The 20,267-nt window shown below is 74.4% G+C and carries 5 protein-coding genes; all 5 read left to right on the top strand.

The features are described 5' to 3' along the window. Positions 1 to 5,312 (top strand): non-ribosomal peptide synthetase (locus H1A17_RS01140; protein ID WP_194820798.1); only part of this gene is annotated, 5,312 nt, incomplete at its 5' end. Continuing rightward, a complete protein-coding gene (locus H1A17_RS01135) occupies positions 5,309 to 9,358 on the top strand; it encodes a non-ribosomal peptide synthetase (RefSeq protein WP_194820797.1) in 4,050 nt (1,349 codons plus the stop codon). The genes H1A17_RS01140 and H1A17_RS01135, both read left to right, overlap by 4 nt. Next, positions 9,358 to 18,534, top strand: a complete 9,177-nt coding sequence (locus tag H1A17_RS01130) for a non-ribosomal peptide synthetase (RefSeq protein ID WP_194820796.1) — start codon at positions 9,358 to 9,360, stop codon at positions 18,532 to 18,534. The genes H1A17_RS01135 and H1A17_RS01130 overlap by 1 nt, the downstream gene beginning before the upstream one ends. Beyond that, a complete protein-coding gene (locus H1A17_RS01125) occupies positions 18,531 to 19,598 on the top strand; it encodes a GSCFA domain-containing protein (protein WP_194820795.1) in 1,068 nt (355 codons plus the stop codon). Before H1A17_RS01130 ends, H1A17_RS01125 begins: the two co-directional genes overlap by 4 nt. Then, positions 19,561 to 20,256: a hypothetical protein gene (locus tag H1A17_RS01120; RefSeq protein ID WP_194820794.1), complete on the top strand. Its 696-nt coding sequence runs from the start codon at positions 19,561 to 19,563 to the stop codon at positions 20,254 to 20,256. Before H1A17_RS01125 ends, H1A17_RS01120 begins: the two co-directional genes overlap by 38 nt. Positions 20,257 to 20,267 lie beyond the last annotated feature (11 nt).

Genomic DNA, 20,267 nt, shown 5'->3' with positions numbered 1-20,267 from the left:
CACTGATCAACCTCGACACCACCGACCTCACCGGACACCCCACCACCGCCCCCGACCCCGGCACCCGCCCCGACCACCTCGCCTACGTCATCCACACCTCCGGCTCCACCGGCCGCCCCAAGGGCGTGGCGCAGACCTGGCGGTGCCTGGACAACCTGATCGACTGGCAGCTGCGCTACGCCGCACCCGGCAGCCCGGTGCCCCAGCGGGTGCTCCAGTTCGCCTCGATCGGCTTCGACGTCTCCGCCCAGGAGATCTGGAGCACCCTGGGTCAGGGCGGCACGCTGGTGCTGATCGGCGAGGACCACGCCCGCGACCTCGGCCAGCTGCGGCACGTCCTCGCCGGGCAGGGGGTGCGGCGGGCGTTCCTGCCGGCGGCCGTGCTGCACCAGATGGCCGGCCTCACCACGGGCGACGCCCCGCTGGCCGAAGGCTGCGAGATCGTCACCGCCGGCGAGGCGCTGCGGGTCAACGACGACGTCCGGGCCCTGGTGACCGGGCTGGGCGGCCGGTACCTCTACAACCAGTACGGCCCCACGGAAACCCACGTGGTCAGCCAGCACGCCCTGGCCACCGCGGCGGCGGCCGACTGGCCGGCGCTGCCACCGATCGGCCGGCCGATCGCCAACGCCCTCCTCTACGTGCTCGACGACAGGTGCGAACCGGTGCCGCCGGGCGTGCTCGGCGAGCTGTACATCGGCGGTGCCGGCCTGGCCCGGGGCTACCTCAACCAGCCGGCGGCGACCGCGGCCCGGTTCCTGCCCGACCCGTTCGCCGGGGCGGGCCAGCGGATGTACCGCAGCGGCGACCTGGCCCGCCGTCGCAGCGACGGGACCATCGAGTTCGCCGGGCGCGTCGACGACCAGGTCAAGGTCCGTGGTTTCCGGGTCGAGCCCGGTGAGGTGGAAAGCGCCCTGCGGCACGTCGAGGGGGTCCGCGAAGCTGCGGTCCTGCTGCGCGAGGACACTCCGGGCGACCCGCACCTGGTCGGCTACCTGGTCGGTGACGTCACCGCCGAGGCGGCCCGCGACCAGCTGCGGCGTCGGCTGCCCGAACACCTGGTGCCGACCCGCTGGGTGGTGCTGGACCGGCTGCCGCTGACCGCCAACGGCAAACTGGACCGGCGGGCCCTGCGCGCGCCCGAGCAGGCCGACGTCGCCACCACCTACGTGGCGCCCCGCGACGAGCGGGAAGCCCGGATGGCCGCCATCTGGGCCGAGGTGCTGCGCCGCGACCGGGTCGGCGCACACGACGACTTCTTCGCCCTCGGCGGGCACTCGCTGCTGGCGACCCGGCTCGTCCACGCAATCAACGAACGGATGTCGGCGCGGCTGTCGCTGCGGACCCTGTTCCGCAAACCGGTCCTGGCGGACCTGGCGGCCGAGCTGGCCGGGCCCGACGCCCCCACCGTCGACGTCTTCCCACCGCTCGTCGCCGACCCGGCCGGCCGGCACGAGCCGTTCCCGCTCACCGACATCCAGGAGGCGTACTGGGTGGGCCGCGGCTCCACCCTCGAACTCGGCGGCGTCGGCGCGCACGGCTACAGCGAGCTGCGGCTACGTGACTTCGACGAGGACCGCTTCACCCGGGCGCTGCACCGGCTGATCGACCGCCACGACATGCTCCGCGCGGTCTTCCACGACGGCGTCCAGCAGGTCCTGGCGGACGTGCCGCCGTACGTCATGGCCCGGCAGGACCTGCGCGGCCTCGACGCCCACACCGCCCGTCAGCGGCTCGACGAAACCCGGCAGCGGATGTCCCACCAGGTGCTCGACGCCGGGCGCTGGCCGCTGTTCGCGTTCGCGGTGACGCTGCTCGACGACGAGACCCGGCTGCACGTCAGCATCGACGCGCTGATCCTCGACGCGGCCAGCGGCCAGATCCTGGAACACGAACTGGCGTTGCTCTACGCGGACCCGGACGTCGACCTGCCCCCGCTCGCGGTGACGTTCCGCGACTACGTCCTGGCCGAACGGGCCCTGCGGGACACGCCGCGCTACCAGCGGGCGCTCGACTACTGGCGGCAGCGGGTCGCCACCCTGCCGCCCGCACCGCAGCTACCGCTGCGACGGCAGCCCGACAGCGTCGGACAGCCCCGGTTCACCCGCTACGACGAGGTGGTGCCGGCAGCGCGGTGGCGTCGGCTGAAGGAGACCGCCGGCCGGCACGGAGTCACCCCGTCGGTGCTGCTGGTGACCGCGTTCGCCCAGGTGCTGGCCCGGTGGAGCCGCCGGTCACGGTTCACGCTGAGCCTGCCGCTGTTCAACCGGCTGCCGCTGCACCCGGGCATCAACACGGTGATCGGCGACTTCACCTCCCTGGTGCTGCTGGAGGTCGACGTGACGCCCGGAGTCGACTTCGTCACCCGGGCCCGCACCGTGCAGGAGCAGCTCTGGCAGGACATCGACCACGCGGCGGCGAGCGGCGTCCGGGTCAACCGGGAACTCGCCCGCGCCCGGGGCACCCGCCACGCGGCCCTGCCGGTCGTGTTCAACAGCACGCTGGCCGAGGCGGCCCCCGACGTCGGCGACAGCGGCCTCGCGGCGGCGCTCGGCGGCGAGGTCGTCCACGGCATCACCCAGACCCCGCAGGTGTGGATCGACCACACGGTCGTGGAGGCCGGTGGGCGGCTGCACCTCAACTGGGACAGCATCGACGAGCTGTTCCCCGCCGGCCTGGTCGCCGAGATGTTCGCCGCGTACCGGGCGCTGCTCGGGCGGCTGGAGAGCCCGGAAGCCTGGCACACCACGGTGGACGGACCGCTCGCCCCGCCGGTGCCGGCGGCCCCGCCGACCGGCCGGGCCCTCCTGCACGAACTGGTCGACCGGCAGGCGGCGGCGACCCCCACCGCGCCCGCGGTGCTCGCCGTGGACCGGCAACTCGACTACACCAGCGTGCAGGGCGAGGCACGGCGGTTGGCCGGACGGCTCCAGGACCGGGGCGTGCGCCCCGGCCAGCTCGTCGCGGTGCTGCTCGACCGGGGCTGGAAGCAGGTCGTCGCCACCCTCGCGGTCCTGTACGCCGGCGGCGCGTACCTGCCGCTGGACCCGGAGTGGCCCACCGAGCGGACGGCCCGGGTGCTCCAGCGGGCCGGGGCGGAGCTGGTCCTGGTGGAATCGGCCCGGGTACCCCTGCCCGGGGGCGCCCAGCGGCTGGTGGTGGACGCGACCACCCTCGGCGCGGGCGGGCCACCGCTGCGGCCGGTGGACCTGGCGGAGACCGACCTCGCGTACGTGATCTACACGTCCGGGTCGACCGGCGTCCCGAAGGGGGTGGCGATCGACCACCGCGGCGCGGTCAACACCCTCCTCGACGTCACCGCACGGTTCGCCGTCGGGCCGACCGACCGGGTCCTGGCCGTCAGCGCGCTCAGCTTCGACCTGTCGGTCTTCGACATCTTCGGCACGCTCGCGGCCGGCGCGGCGGTCGTGACGCTCGACCCGGAGCTGGCCCGCGATCCGGCCCACTGGGCGGATCGGGCCCGCACCCACCGGGTCAGCGTGTGGAACTCGGTGCCGGCGCTGGCCGGCCTGCTGCTCGACCACGCCGACGCCGGCCACCCGCTGCCCACGTCGCTGCGGCTGGCCATGCTCTCCGGTGACTGGATACCGCTCGCCCTGCCCGACCGGCTGCGCGCGGCGCAGCCCGGGATCCGGGTGGAGAGCCTCGGCGGGGCCACCGAGGCGTCGATCTGGTCCATCCACCACCCGGTCGGGGAGGTCGACCCGGCGTGGCGCAGCATCCCGTACGGCCGGGCGCTGGCCCACCAGGGGGTGCACGTGCTCGACGAGGCGCTGCGGCCCCGCCCCACCTGGGCCACAGGTGACCTCTACATCAGCGGCGTCGGACTGGCGCAGGGCTACTGGCGGGACGCCGAGGCCACCGCGGCGGGTTTCGTCGTGCACCCGGTCACCGGCGTCCGGCTCTACCGCACCGGAGACCTGGGCCGGCTGCGTCCCGACGGCACGATCGAGTTCCTCGGCCGGGAGGACGGCCAGGTCAAGGTGCACGGCTACCGCATCGAGCTGGGCGAGATCGAGACGGCGTTGCAGGCGCACCCGACGGTACGTGCCGCCGCGCTGCGGCTGCTGGGCGAGGCACAGGGCACCAAACGGCTCGCCGCGTACGTGGTGCCCGACGGCACCGCGCCCGACCCGGCCGTACTCGTCGCCCACCTGGAGCGGGCGCTGCCGGCGTACATGGTGCCGTCGTCGATCACCGTCCTGGACGCGTTGCCGCTGTCGGCCAACGGCAAGGTCGACCGCAGCCTGCTCCCCGACCCGGCGCCGACGGCGGACGCGGCCGTCGCCGCACCGGCGCTCACCGGTGCCGCCGAACACCGGCTGGTGGAGATCGTCGCCGGGATCCTCGGCCTGCCCGTCATCGCGCCCGACGCCAACCTGCTGATGCTCGGCGCCACCTCCATCGACATCGTGCGGATCGCCAACGCCCTCTCCGGCGAGCTGGGTTTCCGACCCAGGCTGGCCCGGCTGATGGGCCAACCGACCCTCGGCGACCTGCTGCGGATGTTCCGGGAGCACACCGCCGGACAGGCCGTCGCCGCGCCCACCCGGCAGGCCGCCACGGTGGTCGAGGACCCGGTGGCGCGCGCCGCGTTCACCGCAGCCGGCCGGGGTCACCGCGACGTCCCGCCCGGCACCCCGGCGGTCGCGCTGGCCGCACCGGCCGACCCGGCCTACGACCGGCGCTACACCGACCACCGCTCGGTGCGCCGCTTCACCGCCGACCCGCTGCCGGCCGGGGCGCTCGGCCGGCTCCTGGCCACCCTCACCCGACGCACCGTCGACGACCGGGCGGTGTTCCAGTACGGCTCGGCCGGCAGCACCTACGCCGTGCAGACGTACGTGCTGGTCAAGGCGGGACGCATCGACGGGGTGCCGGGCGGAGCGTACTACCACGACCCCACCGAGCACCGGCTGCTGGCGCTCGGCCGGGACCGCACGCTGAGCCCCGACGCCTTCGACTACTTCGTCAACCGGCCGGTCTTCGAGGCCGCCGCGTTCGCGCTGTTCCTGGTGGCGCAGGAGGCGGCCATCGAGCCGCTGTACCAGGAGCAGAGCGGAAGGTTCACCGCCATCGAGGCGGGCGCCATGGCGCAACTGCTGACGATGGCCGCCCCCGAGCACGGTCTGGGCCTGTGCGGCATCGGTGCGCTGGACCCGACCGAGCTGGCCGCCCTGTTCGACCTCGGCCCCGCACACCGGCTGGTCTACACGCTGGTCGGCGGCGGACGACCGGCAGCGGACACCACCGGGCCCGCCACCGCCGACACGATCACGGTGGAACTGTGAACGCCGTCGACCTGCTCGCGACGCTGCACCGGCACGCGGTGGGGCTGCGGGTCGACGGCGACCGCCTGCGCCTCACCGGCTCCCGGGAGATCCTCACCCCCGACCTGCTGGCTCAGGTCAAGCGGCACAAACAGGAGCTGCTCGCGATCCTGGCCGGCCCGGCGACCGACACCATCGACCCCCGGCCGCACCCCGGGATGCCGGTGCCGGTCGCGTTCGCCCAACGGCAGCTCTGGTTCCTCGACCAGCTCGCCCCGGGCAACCCGTTCTACAACAACCCGATCGCCTTCGACCTCACCGGCCCGCTGGACACCGCGGCGCTGACCCGCGCCCTGACCGAGGTGGTGCGCCGGCACGAGGCGCTGCGCACCGTCTTCACGCTCGTCGACGGGGAACCCTGCCAGGTGGTGCGGCCGGCCGGGCCGGTCACCCTGCCGGTCACGGACCTCACCGCGCTGCCCGGCCCGCAGCGCTCCCGTCACGCCGACGAGGCCACCGTGGTCGAGGCGCGGACCCCGTTCGACCTGGCGGCCGGTCCGCTGCTGCGCAGCAGCCTGCTCCGGTTGGCCCCCGAGGAGCACCGCTGGCTGCTCACCGTGCACCACATGGTGGCCGACGGCTGGTCCGTCGGCATCCTGCTCGGTGAACTCGCCACGCTCTACGGCGCGTACACGCGGGGCGGGACCGGCGCGCTGACCGAACTGCCTATGCAGTACCCGGACTACGTGCTGTGGCAGCGCCGGCAGCTCGACGGTGGTGAACGGGACCGTCAGCTCGGCTACTGGACGCGGACGCTGGCCGGCGCGCCCGCGCTGCTGGCCCTGCCGACCGACCGGCCCCGCCCGGCGGTGCAGCGCTACCGGGGCGACTGCCACGCCACGACGGTGGACGCGGCGGTGCTGCACGGCCTGCGGGAGGTGGGGCGGGCGGGCGACGCGACGCTGTTCATGACGCTCATGGCCGCCCTGTCGGTGCTGCTGTGGCGCTACAGCGGGCAGGACGACGTGCGTGTCGGCACCCCGTTCGCCAACCGCAACCACCGGGACGTGGAGGGCCTGATCGGCCACTTCGTCAACACGGTGGTGATCCGCAACCGGCTGGACCCGGGGCAGTCCTTCGCGGCGCTGCTGGCCGACGTCCGCCGGCACGCACTCGACGCGTACGCCCATCCCGACCTGCCGTTCGAGCAGCTCGTGGACGCGCTCAACCCGCAGCGCGACAGCAGCTACTCGCCGCTGTTCCAGGTGATGCTGGTGCTGCAGAACATCCCCCGCGGCCAACTGGAGCTGCCGGGGCTGGCGCTGCGGCCCCTGTCGAGCAGCACCGGCGCGGCGAAGTTCGACCTGTCGGTCGAGGTGATGGAGCACCCGGACGCGTTACACGTCGTCGTCGAGTACGACACCGACCTCTTCGACGCGACGACGATCGCCCGGCTGACCGGCCACTTCGTCCACCTGCTCGGCCAGGTGGCGGCGGACCCGGCCACGCCGGTCGGCGCGCTGCGGCTGCCCGGCCCCGACGAGCGGCACCGCCTGCTGGTGGAGTGGAACGACACCGGGCGAGCGCCCACCCGGCCGGCGGACGTGGTGGCGCGGATCGCGGCGCGGGCGCGGCAGCACCCCGACCGGCCCGCCGTGGTCGACGAGGACGAACGGATCGACTACGCCACGCTGGAACGCCGGGCCAACCGGGTGGCGCACGCCCTGATCGCCCGGGGCGTGCGCGGCGACCAGGTGGTCGGACTGCGGGCGCGCCGCTCGGCCGGGCTGATCGTCGCCATCCTGGGCGTGCTCAAGGCCGGTGCCGCGTACCTGCCGCTGGACCCGGCGCTGCCGGCGCAGCGGCTCGCCGGCATGGTCGCCGACGCCGCCCCGGCGCTGGTGCTCGGCGACGACGACCTGGCCGCCGTCGAGGCCGAGGGACGCCACGACACGCCCCCCGACGTCGCGGTGCACCCCGCCGCCCTGGCCTACGTCATCTACACGTCCGGCTCGACCGGCCGGCCCAAGGGCGTCGCCGTCGCGCACGGCGGCATCACGAACCTGCTCGACGACTGGGTGTCGCGGTTCGGTGCCGTCCCGGGGGCGTCGGCGGCCCTGTGGTCGAGCGTCGGCTTCGACGTCTCCGTGCAGGAGATCTTCCTGCCGCTGACCACCGGTGGCACCCTGCACCTCGTACCCGAACCGCTGCGTGGTGACCCGACGGCCCTGATGGGGTGGCTGCGCGAGCACCGCGTCGTGCAGGCGTACCTGCCGCCGGCGTTCGTCCGGTGGCTCGACGAGGACCCGGTGACCCGGCTGGCCGGGTCGACGCTGCGCCACCTGCTGGTCGGGGTGGAACCGCTGCCGGAGCGGGGCCTGCACCGCATCCAGCAGGCCCGGCCCGGGCTGCGGGTCCTCAACGGGTACGGGCCGACCGAGACCACCGTCTACAGCACCGCCTACCTCGACCCGCAGCCGTGGGCCCGCCAGTGCCCGATCGGCCGGCCGGTGGCCAACACCCGCGTCTACCTGCTCGACGAGCGACTGGAGCCGGTGCCGGTCGGGGTCACCGGCGAGATCCACATCGGTGGCGCCGGGGTCGCCCGGGGCTACCTGGGCCGGCCGGGGGCGACCGCCGAACGGTTCGTCCCCGACCCGTTCGTGCCCGGCGAACGGGTCTACCGCACCGGCGACCTGGGCCGTTTCCTGCCCGACGGCAACATCGAGTACCTCGGCCGGCGGGACGGCCAGGTCAAGATCCGGGGCTTCCGCATCGAGCTGGGCGAGATCGAGGCCGCGCTGCTGGACCGGCCGGACGTGCGCGAGGCGGCGGTGCTGGTCGACGCCGACGCCGGCGAACCGAGGCTGGTCGCCGGGGTGGTCCGGGACGCGGCGGCCCCGTTGCTGGTGAGCGAGTGGCGCGAGGCGCTGTCACGCCGGCTGCCCGGCTACATGATCCCGTCGCTGTTCGTGGAGCTGCCGCGGCTACCGCTTTCGGTCAACGGCAAACTCGACCGGGCCGAGGTGCTGCGGCGGGCCCGGGCCGACGCGCCCTGGCAGGTCAACCTGGCCAGCCCCCGCGACCAGATCGAACTGACCCTCTACCAGATCTGGAAGCGTCTGCTGCTGCACCCGGACATCGGCATCAACGACCGGTTCTTCGACGTGGGCGGCACCTCGATCTCGGCGATCAAACTGGCGCACGCGATCGGCGAGGCGTTCGGCGAACCGCTGCCGGTGCACGAGATCATGCTGCACCCCACGATCGAGGCGCTCGGCGGCCGGCTGCGGCGCGGCGCGTCGGGCCGGCCACCGAGCAACCTCATCGAGTTCCGGGCCGGCGACGGCGGCGGGCAGGTCATCTGCGTGCACCCGGCCGGTGGCACCGCGTTCTGCTACCTGGCGCTGGCCAAGGCACTGCCGGAGTCCCTGGGCGTGCACGGCGTCCAGTCCCCGGGGGTCAACCCGGGTGAGGAGTTCCTGCCCACGGTCGGGGCGATGGCCGAGGCGTACCTGCGGCAGGTCGCGCACCTGCTGGACGGGCCGGTGGTGCTCACCGGGCTGTCCTACGGCGGTCTGGTCGCCTACGAGATGGGACGCCGGCTGGCACTGGCCGGGCACGACCGGCTCAGTGTGGTCCTGCTCGACACGCTCGGCACGGACGACCCGGCCCACCGTGGCGCGATCGAACCGGTGGACATGGCCGAGTTCCGCGACAAGCTCGTCAAGTTCAACGGGATGTACCCGGGCATCGACGACGAGCAGATCGACCAGTACCACCGCATCTACAACCACAACCGGTCGACCATGCGCGACTACCCGACGCCGGCGTCACCAGCCCGGCTGGTGCTGTTGCAGGCCACCGCCGGCCGCGAGGAGGGCTTCCTGCGGGAGGTACGCGCCTTCTGGCGTCGCCGCAACGCCACCGACTTCCTGCTGACGCAGGTGCACTGCGACCACTGGGACATCCTGGAGGGTGCGGTGGTGCCGCAGGTCGCGGCGCTGCTGTGCGGCGAGGTGGACCGGATCCCGCACGCCGGCACGCCGGCCCCCGGGGAGGTGTGATGGCCCACGGAGGTCTCACCGCCGCAGTGCTCGCCCAGGCCCGTCGTACCCCCGACGCGGTCGCCGTGGTCGACGGCGACCGACGGCTGCGCTACACCGACCTGGACGCCGCCAGCGCCAGGGTGGCCCGCTCCCTGCACCGGGCCGGGGTCCGCCCCGGGCAGGCGGTCGCGGTGCACCTGCCGCGTGGCTGGCAACTGGTCGGCGTCATGCTCGGCATCCTGCGGCTCGGCGCGACCGTGGTGCCACTGGACCGGCAGAGTCCACCCGCACGCCGGGACCACATGCTGCGCGACTCGGCCGCCGTGGCGGTGATCCACGGCCCGGACGCGCCCGGCGACCTTCCCGACGGCATCCGGCCGCTGCCGGTGTGGACGCTGCTGTCCACCGACACCCCACCCGACGCGCCCGGGGAGCCGCTGCCCGCGCCGGTCGCGTTCGTCTTCTACACCTCCGGCACCACCGGCCGACCCAAGGGCGTGGAGGTGCGCGACGCGGGCATCCTGCGGCTGGCCCGGCCCGGCTACCTCGATCTGCCTCCGGCGGCCCGCTACGCGAGCCTGGCCAACCCGGCGTTCGACGCGCTCAGCTTCGAGGTATGGGTGCCGCTGCTGACCGGCGGCTGCTGCGTCGTCCTCGACGACGAGACGGCGACGACACCGCACCTGCTCGACGCCGCGCTGCGCCGGGAACGCATCGACACGCTCTTCATCACGGTGGCGTTGTTCAACGCGGTCGTCGACGAACTGCCGCACTGCTTCGCCGGGGTCGGTCAGGTGCTGGTCGGCGGCGAGCAGCTCAACGCCCGGCTGATCGGCCGCTGGTACCGCGACAACCCCACCAGCCGCACCCGGCTGCACAACGTCTACGGACCCACCGAGGCGACCACGTTCGCCCTGTGCCACCCCGTGCCGCGTGACTTCGACGCGGCGGTGGTGCCGATCGGCCGGGTGCTGCCGGGCACCGACGCGCACCTGGTCGTCGACGGCGTCCGGGTCGCCGCCCCCGGGGAGGTCGCCGAGTTGTACCTCGGCGGCGAGGCGCTGGCGGCCGGCTACCGCGACCTGCCCACGGAGACCGCCGCCCGTTTCGTCCGGCTGCCCTGGCTCGACGGCGGCGTCGGCCGCCACTACCGCACCGGGGACCTGGTGCGCGCCGACCCCGCCGGTCTGATCGAGTACGTCGGCCGGGTCGACCGGCAGGTCAAGGTCCGGGGCTTCCGGGTCGAACCCGGTGAGGTGGAACGGCAGATCCTCACCCACCCGGGAGTCCGGCAGGCGTACGTGTGCACCCGACGGGACCCGGCCCACGGGACGACCGAACTGCTGGCGTACGTGGTGACCGACGCCGATCTGTCGTTCGCGCAGTTCGACCGGCACCTGGGCGCGACCCTGCCGCCGTACCTGCGCCCGCACCGGGTGTACCGCGTCGGGGCACTGCCACTGACCCCCAACGGCAAGGTCGACTCCGCTGCGCTGCTACGACGCGACGACCCGCCCTGGCGCGACGACGACCCCACCGGCACGCCCGTCACAGCATGGCAGCGGACCGTCCTCGATCTGGCCGGCGAGGTGCTCGGCGTGCCGGACCTGCGACCCGACGACAGGTGGATCGCCAGCGGTGGCGACTCGCTGAAGGCGCTGCGGCTACGCTTCGCGATCCAGCGTCGCTGGGGCCGCGAGGTGCCACCGGCGGCGGTGCTGGACGGCGATCTCGCCGCGTTGGCCGCAGCGGTCGCCACCGCCGGCACCCCCACCGGCTCGCCGTACCCGGCGCCACCCGCCCCGGCCGGTGCCCGTACCGCGCCGGCCACCTCCGAACAGCAGCGGCTCTGGCTGTTGCAGCAACGGTCACCGTCCTCCACCGCCTACCACGTGGGGCTCGCCTTCGAGCTGCGCGGCCCGGTCGACGTCGACGCGCTGCGCCGGGCGCTACGCCGGGTGGTGGCACGGCACCCGGCGCTACGGACCGCGTTCCGGGCCACCCCGCAGGGGCTGCGCCAGGAGGTCGCCGAACCCTACGACCCGTGGCGCGAACCCGACGACGCCGACCCGGCCGGCTGGCGGGAACAGGCACGAACCCTGTTCGCCGTCCCCTTCGACCTCGGTCAGCCGCGCCTGCTGCGGGCGTACCGGCTGACCCACGACGACGGCTCGGTACTGCTGCTGCACCTGCACCACATCGCGGTCGACGGCTGGTCGCTCGACGTGCTGTTCCGTGACCTGTCGGCCGCCTACGCGGCGGCGCTGGACGGCACGACCGTCGAGGAGGACGAGGCGGTCGCCACCCCGCTGGACTACGCCCGGTGGCAGGCCGACTGGTTCACCCACCCTACCTACCGGGACCATCGCGACGCCCTGCGCGACCACTACGCCACAGTGGACGAGACCGACGCACCGCTGCGACCGGGCCGGCGGCGCGGCAGCAGCGGGGACCACCTGCTGCGGACCACCATCAACGCGGCCGACCGCACCGCCCTCGACCGGCTCGGCGACGAACTGGGGCTGACCCGCTTCCCGCTGCTGCTGACCCTCTTCGGGTGGGCCGTGCACGGAATCACCGGACGCACCCACCCGCGCGTCGCCAGCCCGGTGGCCAACCGACCCGTACCCGACTTCGACGCCAGCGTCGGCATGTTCGCCAACACCGTGCTGCTGCCCCTGGCCCTGGCACCCCGGGAGGAGCTGCGGGCGCAGCTACGACGGCAGGCCCAGGCGATCCGCCCGGTGCTCGACGCCCAGGACGTGGCCCTCGCGCACGCCGTCGCCGACCACGACTTCGGCACCGACACGCCCCTGTTCGACTTCCTCTTCGTCCTGGACAACACCGACTTCTCCACACTGGCGCTGCGCGGCTGCACGTCGCGTCCGGTGTGGCTGGCCCCCACCGACGCCAAGTGCCCGCTCACCCTCTCCGTCGTGGCCCACGACGGCGGCTTCGACTGCCTCTGGGAGTACGCCGACGACCACTTCACCGAAGCCGACGTCGCCGCCGTCGCCGACCTGTTCCGGCGTGGCCTGCACGCGGTGACCGGCACCGCCACGAGCACCCTGGCCGACCTGGTGCGCCCCCACCGCCGGGCGCTGCCCGACCCGGGTCGGGGACCACGCACTCCCCTGGCCCTACCCACGGTGGCGGAAAGCTTCGCCCGGCAGGTGCGGGCGCAGCCGGCCGCGACCGCGCTGGTCGCCGGCGACCGCCGGCTCAGCTACGCCGACCTCGACGGGTACGCCGCCGGCCTCGCCGCCGAGCTGACCCGACGGCATCCGGTGCCGGCCGACGGCCGGCACCACGTCGCCCTGTTCTTCGAACCGTCGGTGGAGCACGTGGTGGCGCTGCTGGCGGCGGCCCGGCTGAACCTCACCGTCGTGCCGCTCGACCGGGCCTACCCGCCGACGCTGCTGCGTCAGGTGTTGAGCCAGGTCCGTCCCCGCTGTGTGCTGCTGGCACCCGGTGACGGGCCCGCGCTCGACGCGATCGACGAGGTCGGCCATCCCCGCCACCCGGTGATCCTGTCCACCGCGACCGAACCCGTCGCCCCGTCGTACGCCGGCCGGCCGCTGTACACCCTGTTCACCTCCGGTTCGACCGGCACTCCCAAGGGGGTCCAGGTCAGCGACGCCCTGCTGGTGAACCTGCTGCGCTGGCAGGGCGGGGCCGGCGGGCTGGCGGACGCGGCGGTGACCCTGCAGTTCTCCATGCTCTCCTTCGACGTCTCCTTCCAGGAGATCTTCGGCACCCTCTGCGGCGGCGGCAACCTGCACCTGCCCCGGTCCGGGTGGCGGCAGGACATGCCGGCGCTGCTGGAGCACCTCGACACCGCCGGCATCGAACGGCTCTTCCTGCCGTACGTCGCCCTGCAACTCCTGGCCGAGCACGGCGTACGCCTCGGGCGGTATCCGTCGCGGCTACGCGACGTCGTCACCGCCGGCGAACAACTGATCTGCACCGACAGCATCCGCCGCTGGTTCGCCGGGCTGCCCGACGCCCGCCTGTTCAACCACTACGGCCCCACCGAGACCCACGTGGTCAGCGGCCTGTGCCTCGACGGCGACCCGGCAACCTGGCCGACCCGCCCGGCCATCGGCCGGCCGGTCACCAACACCTGGCTGCGGGTGGTGGACCCGGCCGACGAGGTGGCGCCGCCGGACTGCCCCGGGCAACTGCTGATCGGCGGGGACCTGGTGGCCCCCTGCTATTTGGACGATCCGGCGCTGGACCGGGCCCGCTTCGTCGAGCTGCCCGGCCTCGGCTGGTTCTTCCGCAGCGGCGACCGGGCCCGCTTCGACCACGACGGCCTGCTGCACTACCTGGGCCGCGACGACCAGCAGGTGAAGGTCAGCGGGCACCGGCTGGAGCTGGGTCAGGTCGAGGCGGCGCTGCTCACCCATCCGGCGGTGGTCAACGCCGTGGTCGTCCGCGACCGGTCCCGGCTGGTGGCCTGCCTGCAGGTGCGGGCCGACCCGCCGACCACTGAGGAGCTGACCGGTCATCTCGCGGCGCTGCTGCCCGCCTACGTGCGGGTGGACCGGTTCCGGTGGCTGCCGGAGTTGCCGCGTACCGCCAGCGGCAAGCTGGACCGCCGCCGGGCGTTGACCGCGCCGGGCCGGGAGCTGCAGCCGGGACGCGCCGCGCCGGCGGTGGCCGTGTCGGCCCTGGAGGCGCGGCTGGCCGGGCTCTTCGTGGAGGTCGTCGGGGCACCGATCGCACCCGACCAGCGCTTCTTCGACGCCGGGGCGGGCAGCCTGGACCTGATGCGTTTCCACCTGCGGGGCGTCGCCGAGGGGCTGCCGCTGACCATCCCCGCCCTCTTCGAGCACGTCACCATCCGCCGTCTCGCCCGGTTCCTCACCGCGCAGCAGGGGGTCACCGGGTCGACCCGACCGGGGACCGACCATCCGGCCCGGGACACGGCCGGGCAGGACACGGCCGGACCAGAGACGGCCGGCCGGGACGAATCCGCCGGGGGTCCGCCGGACGAGCCGGTCGCCGTGGTCGGCATGGCCGTGCGGTTGCCCGGCGCGGACGACCTCGCCGCGTTCTGGGCGATGGTGGAGGCCGGCGACCGGGGCATCGTCCACTTCGACGCCGCCGAGGGCCTGGTCGGTGCCCGCAGCCAACTGGCCGGGCTGCTCGGTTTCGACCCCGGACACTTCGGCATCAGCCGCCACGAGGCGCGGCTGATGGACCCGCAGCAACGGCACCTGCTGATGAGCTGTGTCGAGGCGTTGGCGCACGCCGGCATCGCCGATCCCGCGCGGCAGCGGGTCGGGCTGCTCGCCAGCTGCGGCGAGAACACCTACTTCCAGACGATGCTGCGCGAGGCCGACCCGGCACGGCTGCCCGATCCCTTCCAGTGGGCGCTGCACCACGAGAAGGACTTCCTCGCCACCAAGGTCGCCTACCACCTGCGCCTGACCGGGCCGGCGTTCACCGTGCAGGCGGCCTGCGCCAGCTCCCTGGTCGCGGTCCACCTCGCCGCCGGGCTGCTGCGGCAGGGCGACAGCGACGTGATGCTGGTCGGCGGGGTGCTGGTGGACCCGCTGCTGACCGCCGGCTACCGCTACCAGCCGCAGCACATCTTCTCCCCCGACGGGCACTGCCGGCCGTTCAGCGACGACGCCGCCGGCACCGTCGGCGCGAGCGGGGTGGGGGTGGTCGTCCTCAAACCGCTGCGGCTGGCCCGGCGCGACGGCGACACCGTCTACGCGGTGATCACCGGCTCGGCCGTCAACAACGACGGCGCGGACAAACTCGGCTTCACCGCCCCGTCGGTCGCCGGGCAGCGTGAGGTGATCCGTACCGCGCTTCGTCGCAGTGGACACACGAGCGGCGACGTGGGCTACGTGGAGGCGCACGGCACCGGCACGGAACTGGGCGACCCGGTCGAGGTGGCGGCGCTGCGTCAGGCGTTCGACCTGGCCGAGCCGGGGCGTACCGCGCTGACCTCGGTGAAGAGCCAACTCGGTCACCTCGGCGCGGCGGCCGGCGTGGTCGGCCTGGTACGTGCCGTCCTGGCCGTGCACCACGGGCGGATCCCCCCGAACGTCGACTTCCGCCGCCTCAATCCCCGGCTGGGCCCCGATCCGGCCCCGTTCTACGTTCCCGCGAAGGCCCGCCCCTGGCCGGTCGACCGGCCGAGGGTGGCGGCGGTGAGCAGCTTCGGCATCGGCGGCACCAACGCCCACCTCGTCTGCGAGGCACCGGCCGGCGCCCACCCGGCGACGCCACCCGGTGCCGGGGTGCCGGTGGTGGTGCTCGGCAGCGGCAGCGCCGCCGCCCTGCGTACCGACGCCGACCGCCTCGCCGACTACCTGACCGCCCGACCCGAGACGTATCCCCGGGTGCGACGTCACCTGCAGGCCGGGCGGGCGGCGGGCCGCTGGCGGGCCGCCGCCGTCTGCGCCGACGTGACCGCCGCCGTGGCCTGGCTGCGCACCGTGACCGCCGTCGAGGTCACCCCCGTCGAGGCGGCACCCGTCGAGGTCACCGGGGCGTCGCCGGCCGACCTCGTGGCCGCGTGGCTGGCCGGCCGGCCGGTCCGCTGGCCGGCCGGACCGGCCCAGCCGCCCTGGGACCTTCCGCCGCCGGCGTTCGCGCTCCGGGATCACGATTTCGCCCGCGCCGCCGCGCCGACACCGCCCACCGCCCCGACCCGACCGACCGGCACGTCGTCGTCCCGGGACACGACGGTCGACCAGGGGTGGCCGGCGCGGCTACCCGAGACCGGGTGGTTGCACCAGCCGCACTGGGTGCGCTGGCGGCACGCCGGGACCACACCCGCCGGTCGCCGCCCGGAGACGCTCGTGATCATGGCGGCGGAGCCACCACCGCCGGCCGCGCTGCGCGCCTTCGCGGCGTCCCACGCCCGGGTGGTCACCGTCACCGCCGCCACCGGCTTCGCCCGCCTCGGACCCGACAGCTACCAGGTTGATCCCGCCGATCCCGACTCGCTACGCCGGCTGCTCACCATCCTGACCGACGCCACCGCACCGGACGCGGCGCGCACCGGTGTGCAGTGGCTGCACACGCTGCCGCTGGCCGTCGACGGGCAGGTCGACGCGGACACCCTGGACCGCGCGTACCGGGCCTGCGTGGACACCCCGGCGGCGCTGCTGGCCGCTGCCGCCGGCCTGCCCCACCGGCCCCGGCTGCGGGCCTGGTGGCTGTCCCGGCAGGCCCAACCCGTGTCCGGCGACGTACGCCGGCCGGAGCTGACCCTGCTCGCCGGGGTGTGCGCGGTCGCACCGCAGGAGAGCGACGTCGACAGCCACTGGGTGGACCTGCCCGCCGCCGATCCGGCCGACTGGGCGCCGGCGCTCGCGGCCCTGCTCACCGACGGGACCCCGCCACCGGCGCGACTGGCGCTGCGGGGCGGCTACTGGTGGGAGCAGGCACTGCTGCCGGTCCACCCGGCGACCGGGCCGGCGGCACCGGCGTTGCCGTCCGGTCCGGCCACCTACCTGATCCTCGGCGGCACCGGCGGCATCGGACGCAGCATCGCCTCCTGGCTGTTGGAGCAGCAGGATGACTGCCGGGTCGTCCTGCTGGCACGACACGGGCCGGTACCTGCCGACCTGACGCCGTGGGCCGACCGCGTCGACCTCGTCGAGGTGGATCTGGCCGAGGCCGATCCCGACGACCTGGTGACACGGCTCGACACCCGACGTCTCGACGGCGTGGTCCACGCCGCCGGAGTCGCGGCCGGCGCGCTGATCGGCCGGCGGGACGCGACCGCGATGCGGCGGGCGACCGCCGCCCGGACCCACGGCGCGCTGCTCGTGGAACGGCTCGTCGCGCGGCACCGGCCGGCGTTCGTCGTCTACTGCTCGTCGATGGCGGTGCAGCTCGGCGGCGTCGGTCAACTCGACTACGCCGCCAGCAACGGGCTGCTGGACGGCTTCGCCCGGCACCGCACCGACCCGACCGACAGTACCCTGCGGATCTGCCTCGACTGGGACGTCTGGACCGAGGTGGGCCTGGCCACCGACGCGCTGCCCACCGACGCCCGGCACCGGGCACACCTGGCGGTCGGCCTCCACGTGGACGAGGCGCTGCGGATCGTCGCGCAGGCCCTGCGGCTGCGACTGCCGCAGCTGCTCGTCTGCACCACCGCCCTGGACCGGGCACCCCAGTTCTACGCGCCACCGGCCGACGCACCGGCGGCGACGCCCGTCGCACCGCCCCTCTCGGCCGGCGACGAGATCAGCGACTGGCTACGCGACCGGCTCGGCACCGACCGGCTCGACCCGGCCGCGTCCCTCTACGACCTAGGTGCCGACTCGCTCCTGCTGCTCGACCTGATCGACGAGGTCAAGGGACACTTCGGGGTCAGCCTCAGCCTGTCCCAGCTCAGCCACCGGGTGAGCCTGACCGAGGTGCTGGACCTGCTCGGCGACCCCGCCCACACCACCGAAGCCGCCGTGACGGTGCAACTCTGGCAGCCGGGCCGGGGACGGTCGGTGCTCTGCCTGGTCCATCCGGTCGGCGGCGACGTGCAGGCCTACCGGTCACTGGTGTCGGCGCTCGACCCGGACCTCACCGTCTGCGTCATCGCCGATCCCGCGCTGACCCACCCCGGACAACCGGCCTGGTCGTTGACCGAGCGGGCCGCGCGGTACCACGCCGCGCTGCGCGAACGCTTCCCCCGCGACCGGTGGCGCTGGCAGCTGGGCGGGTGGTCGTTCGGGGCGTGGGTGGCCCTCGGCATGGCCGCCGAGGCCGAGGTGGCCGGCCAGCCCGCCGACCAGCTCCACCTGATCGACCCGCCACCACCGGACGCCGCCCCCACCTTCCGGGCGTACGACGAGCAGCACCTCGCCACGCTCTTCGCCCACGAACTGGGGGCCGCCGACGCCGACACGGCGGCGACAACGTACGCGGACGCGCTGGCGCGCTGCTGCCGCGCCAACCTGGCCAGCATGGCGCAGCACACCCCACCCCGGCTGACCCGCACACCCGCCCGGCTCTGGCTCGCCGGCCGGCCGACGCCCGACCTGCCGGCACCGGCCACCCCGCAGGAGCAGGCCCGACAGTGGCACGCCCACCTGCCCACGCTCGGGTGGCACGTCGTGGACACCACCCACCACGGCATCGTCACGGCAGCACACGTCCGGCCGGTGGCCGAGGCCATCGGCGGCGCGCACCCGTCCACCGACCTGACGGGAGCACCATGAACCCGTACGGCGCGCTGCCCGCCCGGTCGTTCTGGCGGTCCGCCGTCGCCGAACCGGACATGCTGGCCATCGACGAGGTGTGGACACCGAAGTTCGACATCGCCCAGGACGATCCGGTCCTCACCGCCGGCTCGTGCTTCGCCCGCCACCTCGGTCCCGCCCTGCGCGACGAGGGCCTGAACTGGGGTGAGGCCGAGCTGCCGCCGCCGGGGCTGACCGAAGCCGAACGCCGGGCCCGCCACTTCGGGGCGTACTCCTTCCGCACCGGCACCATCTACACCGCCGCCGCCCTGCGGCAGTGGCTGAGCTGGGCGCTGACCGACGGCACCGGACCCGACGAGGTGTGGCGCGACGGTGACCGGTACTTCGACCCGTACCGTCCGTCGGTCGAACCCGACGGCTACGAATCGGCGGAGGCGACCCTGACCGCCCGCCGGTCCACCCTGGCCGCGATCCGGCGGACGGTCGCCGGGGCGGGTTGTCTCATCTTCACCCTCGGCCTGACCGAGGCCTGGCGCGACGTGGCCACCGGCACCGTCTACCCGGTCTGCCCGGGCACCGTCCGGGGCACCTTCGACGCCGGGCGGCACGCCTTCCACAACTTCACCGTGGCCGAGGTACACCGGGACCTCACCGCCACCGTCGCGTCGCTGCGCGCCGCCAACCCCCGGCTGACCGTCCTGCTGACCGTGTCGCCGGTGCCGCTCACCGCGACGGCGACCGGGGCGCACGTGCTGGCCGCCACCGGGTACTCCAAGTCCGTGCTGCGGGCCGCCGCGGGTCAGCTGGCCCAGGAGCACGACCACGTCGACTACTTCCCCTCGTACGAGCTGATCACCGGTTTCCCGTTCCGGGGGGTCTTCTTCGCGCCGAACCTGCGCACCGTGACGCCGGCAGGGGTCTCCTTCGTCATGCGTCACTTCTTCGCCGCCCTCACCCGCGACCGCAACCCGACCGGGCCGACCGGGATCGGTGCCACGGCACCGGACCGGCGCGCCGACGCCCCCGACGGAGGTGACCTGTTCTGTGACGACGCCGTCCTCGACCACTACCGCGCCGGCTAGGTTCCTGCTGCTCGGCGACTCGCACGCCGGCCCGATCGCCAGGGCGGCGACCGCCGCCGGGCTGCCGTTCGTCGGTGGGCCGGTCGGCTCCGGCCGGGACTTCACCGTCGGCTTCTTCGACGCCCACGACGACGACGTGGTGTTCCGGGACACCGCCGTGCAGGAACACCACCGCAGCTTCCTGACCGCGGCGGGCGTGCCCCGCCTCGGCCGGCTCGCCGTCCCGCTCGTCTCGACCTTCGGCCTCAGCATCCACTTCTACGCCACCACGGCGAACTGGCAGATCTACCGCACCGGCGACGGCGACTTCCCGGCCGGCTTCCTCACCGGCGGCCTCTTCGACGACATCGTGCGCGCCATGGCCCGCGACGCGCTCGCCTTCTACCGCCACGTCCGCGACCTCGGGTTGCGCGTCCTCGCGGTGCTGCCACCGCAGCGGGTGCCGGGGATGTCCGACCCGCAGGTCTTCGCGGCGGCCCAGGAGACGATCCGCCGCGCGCTGACCGGGCTGGGCGTGGAGATCGTGGACCTCCGCACACGGGTCACCGACGCCGCCGGCCGGCAACGCGCCGCGTTCTGCGAGCCGGACGACCCGATCCACGGCAATCTCGCCTTCGGCCGGCTGATCGTGGCCGATCTGCTGGCCCGTGGACTGTGACACCGGAATCA

The organism is Micromonospora sp. S-DT3-3-22 (assembly GCF_015354745.1).
Taxonomy (GTDB): domain Bacteria; phylum Actinomycetota; class Actinomycetes; order Mycobacteriales; family Micromonosporaceae; genus Micromonospora; species Micromonospora wenchangensis.
This window is presented reverse-complemented; position numbering and strand designations above follow the sequence as displayed.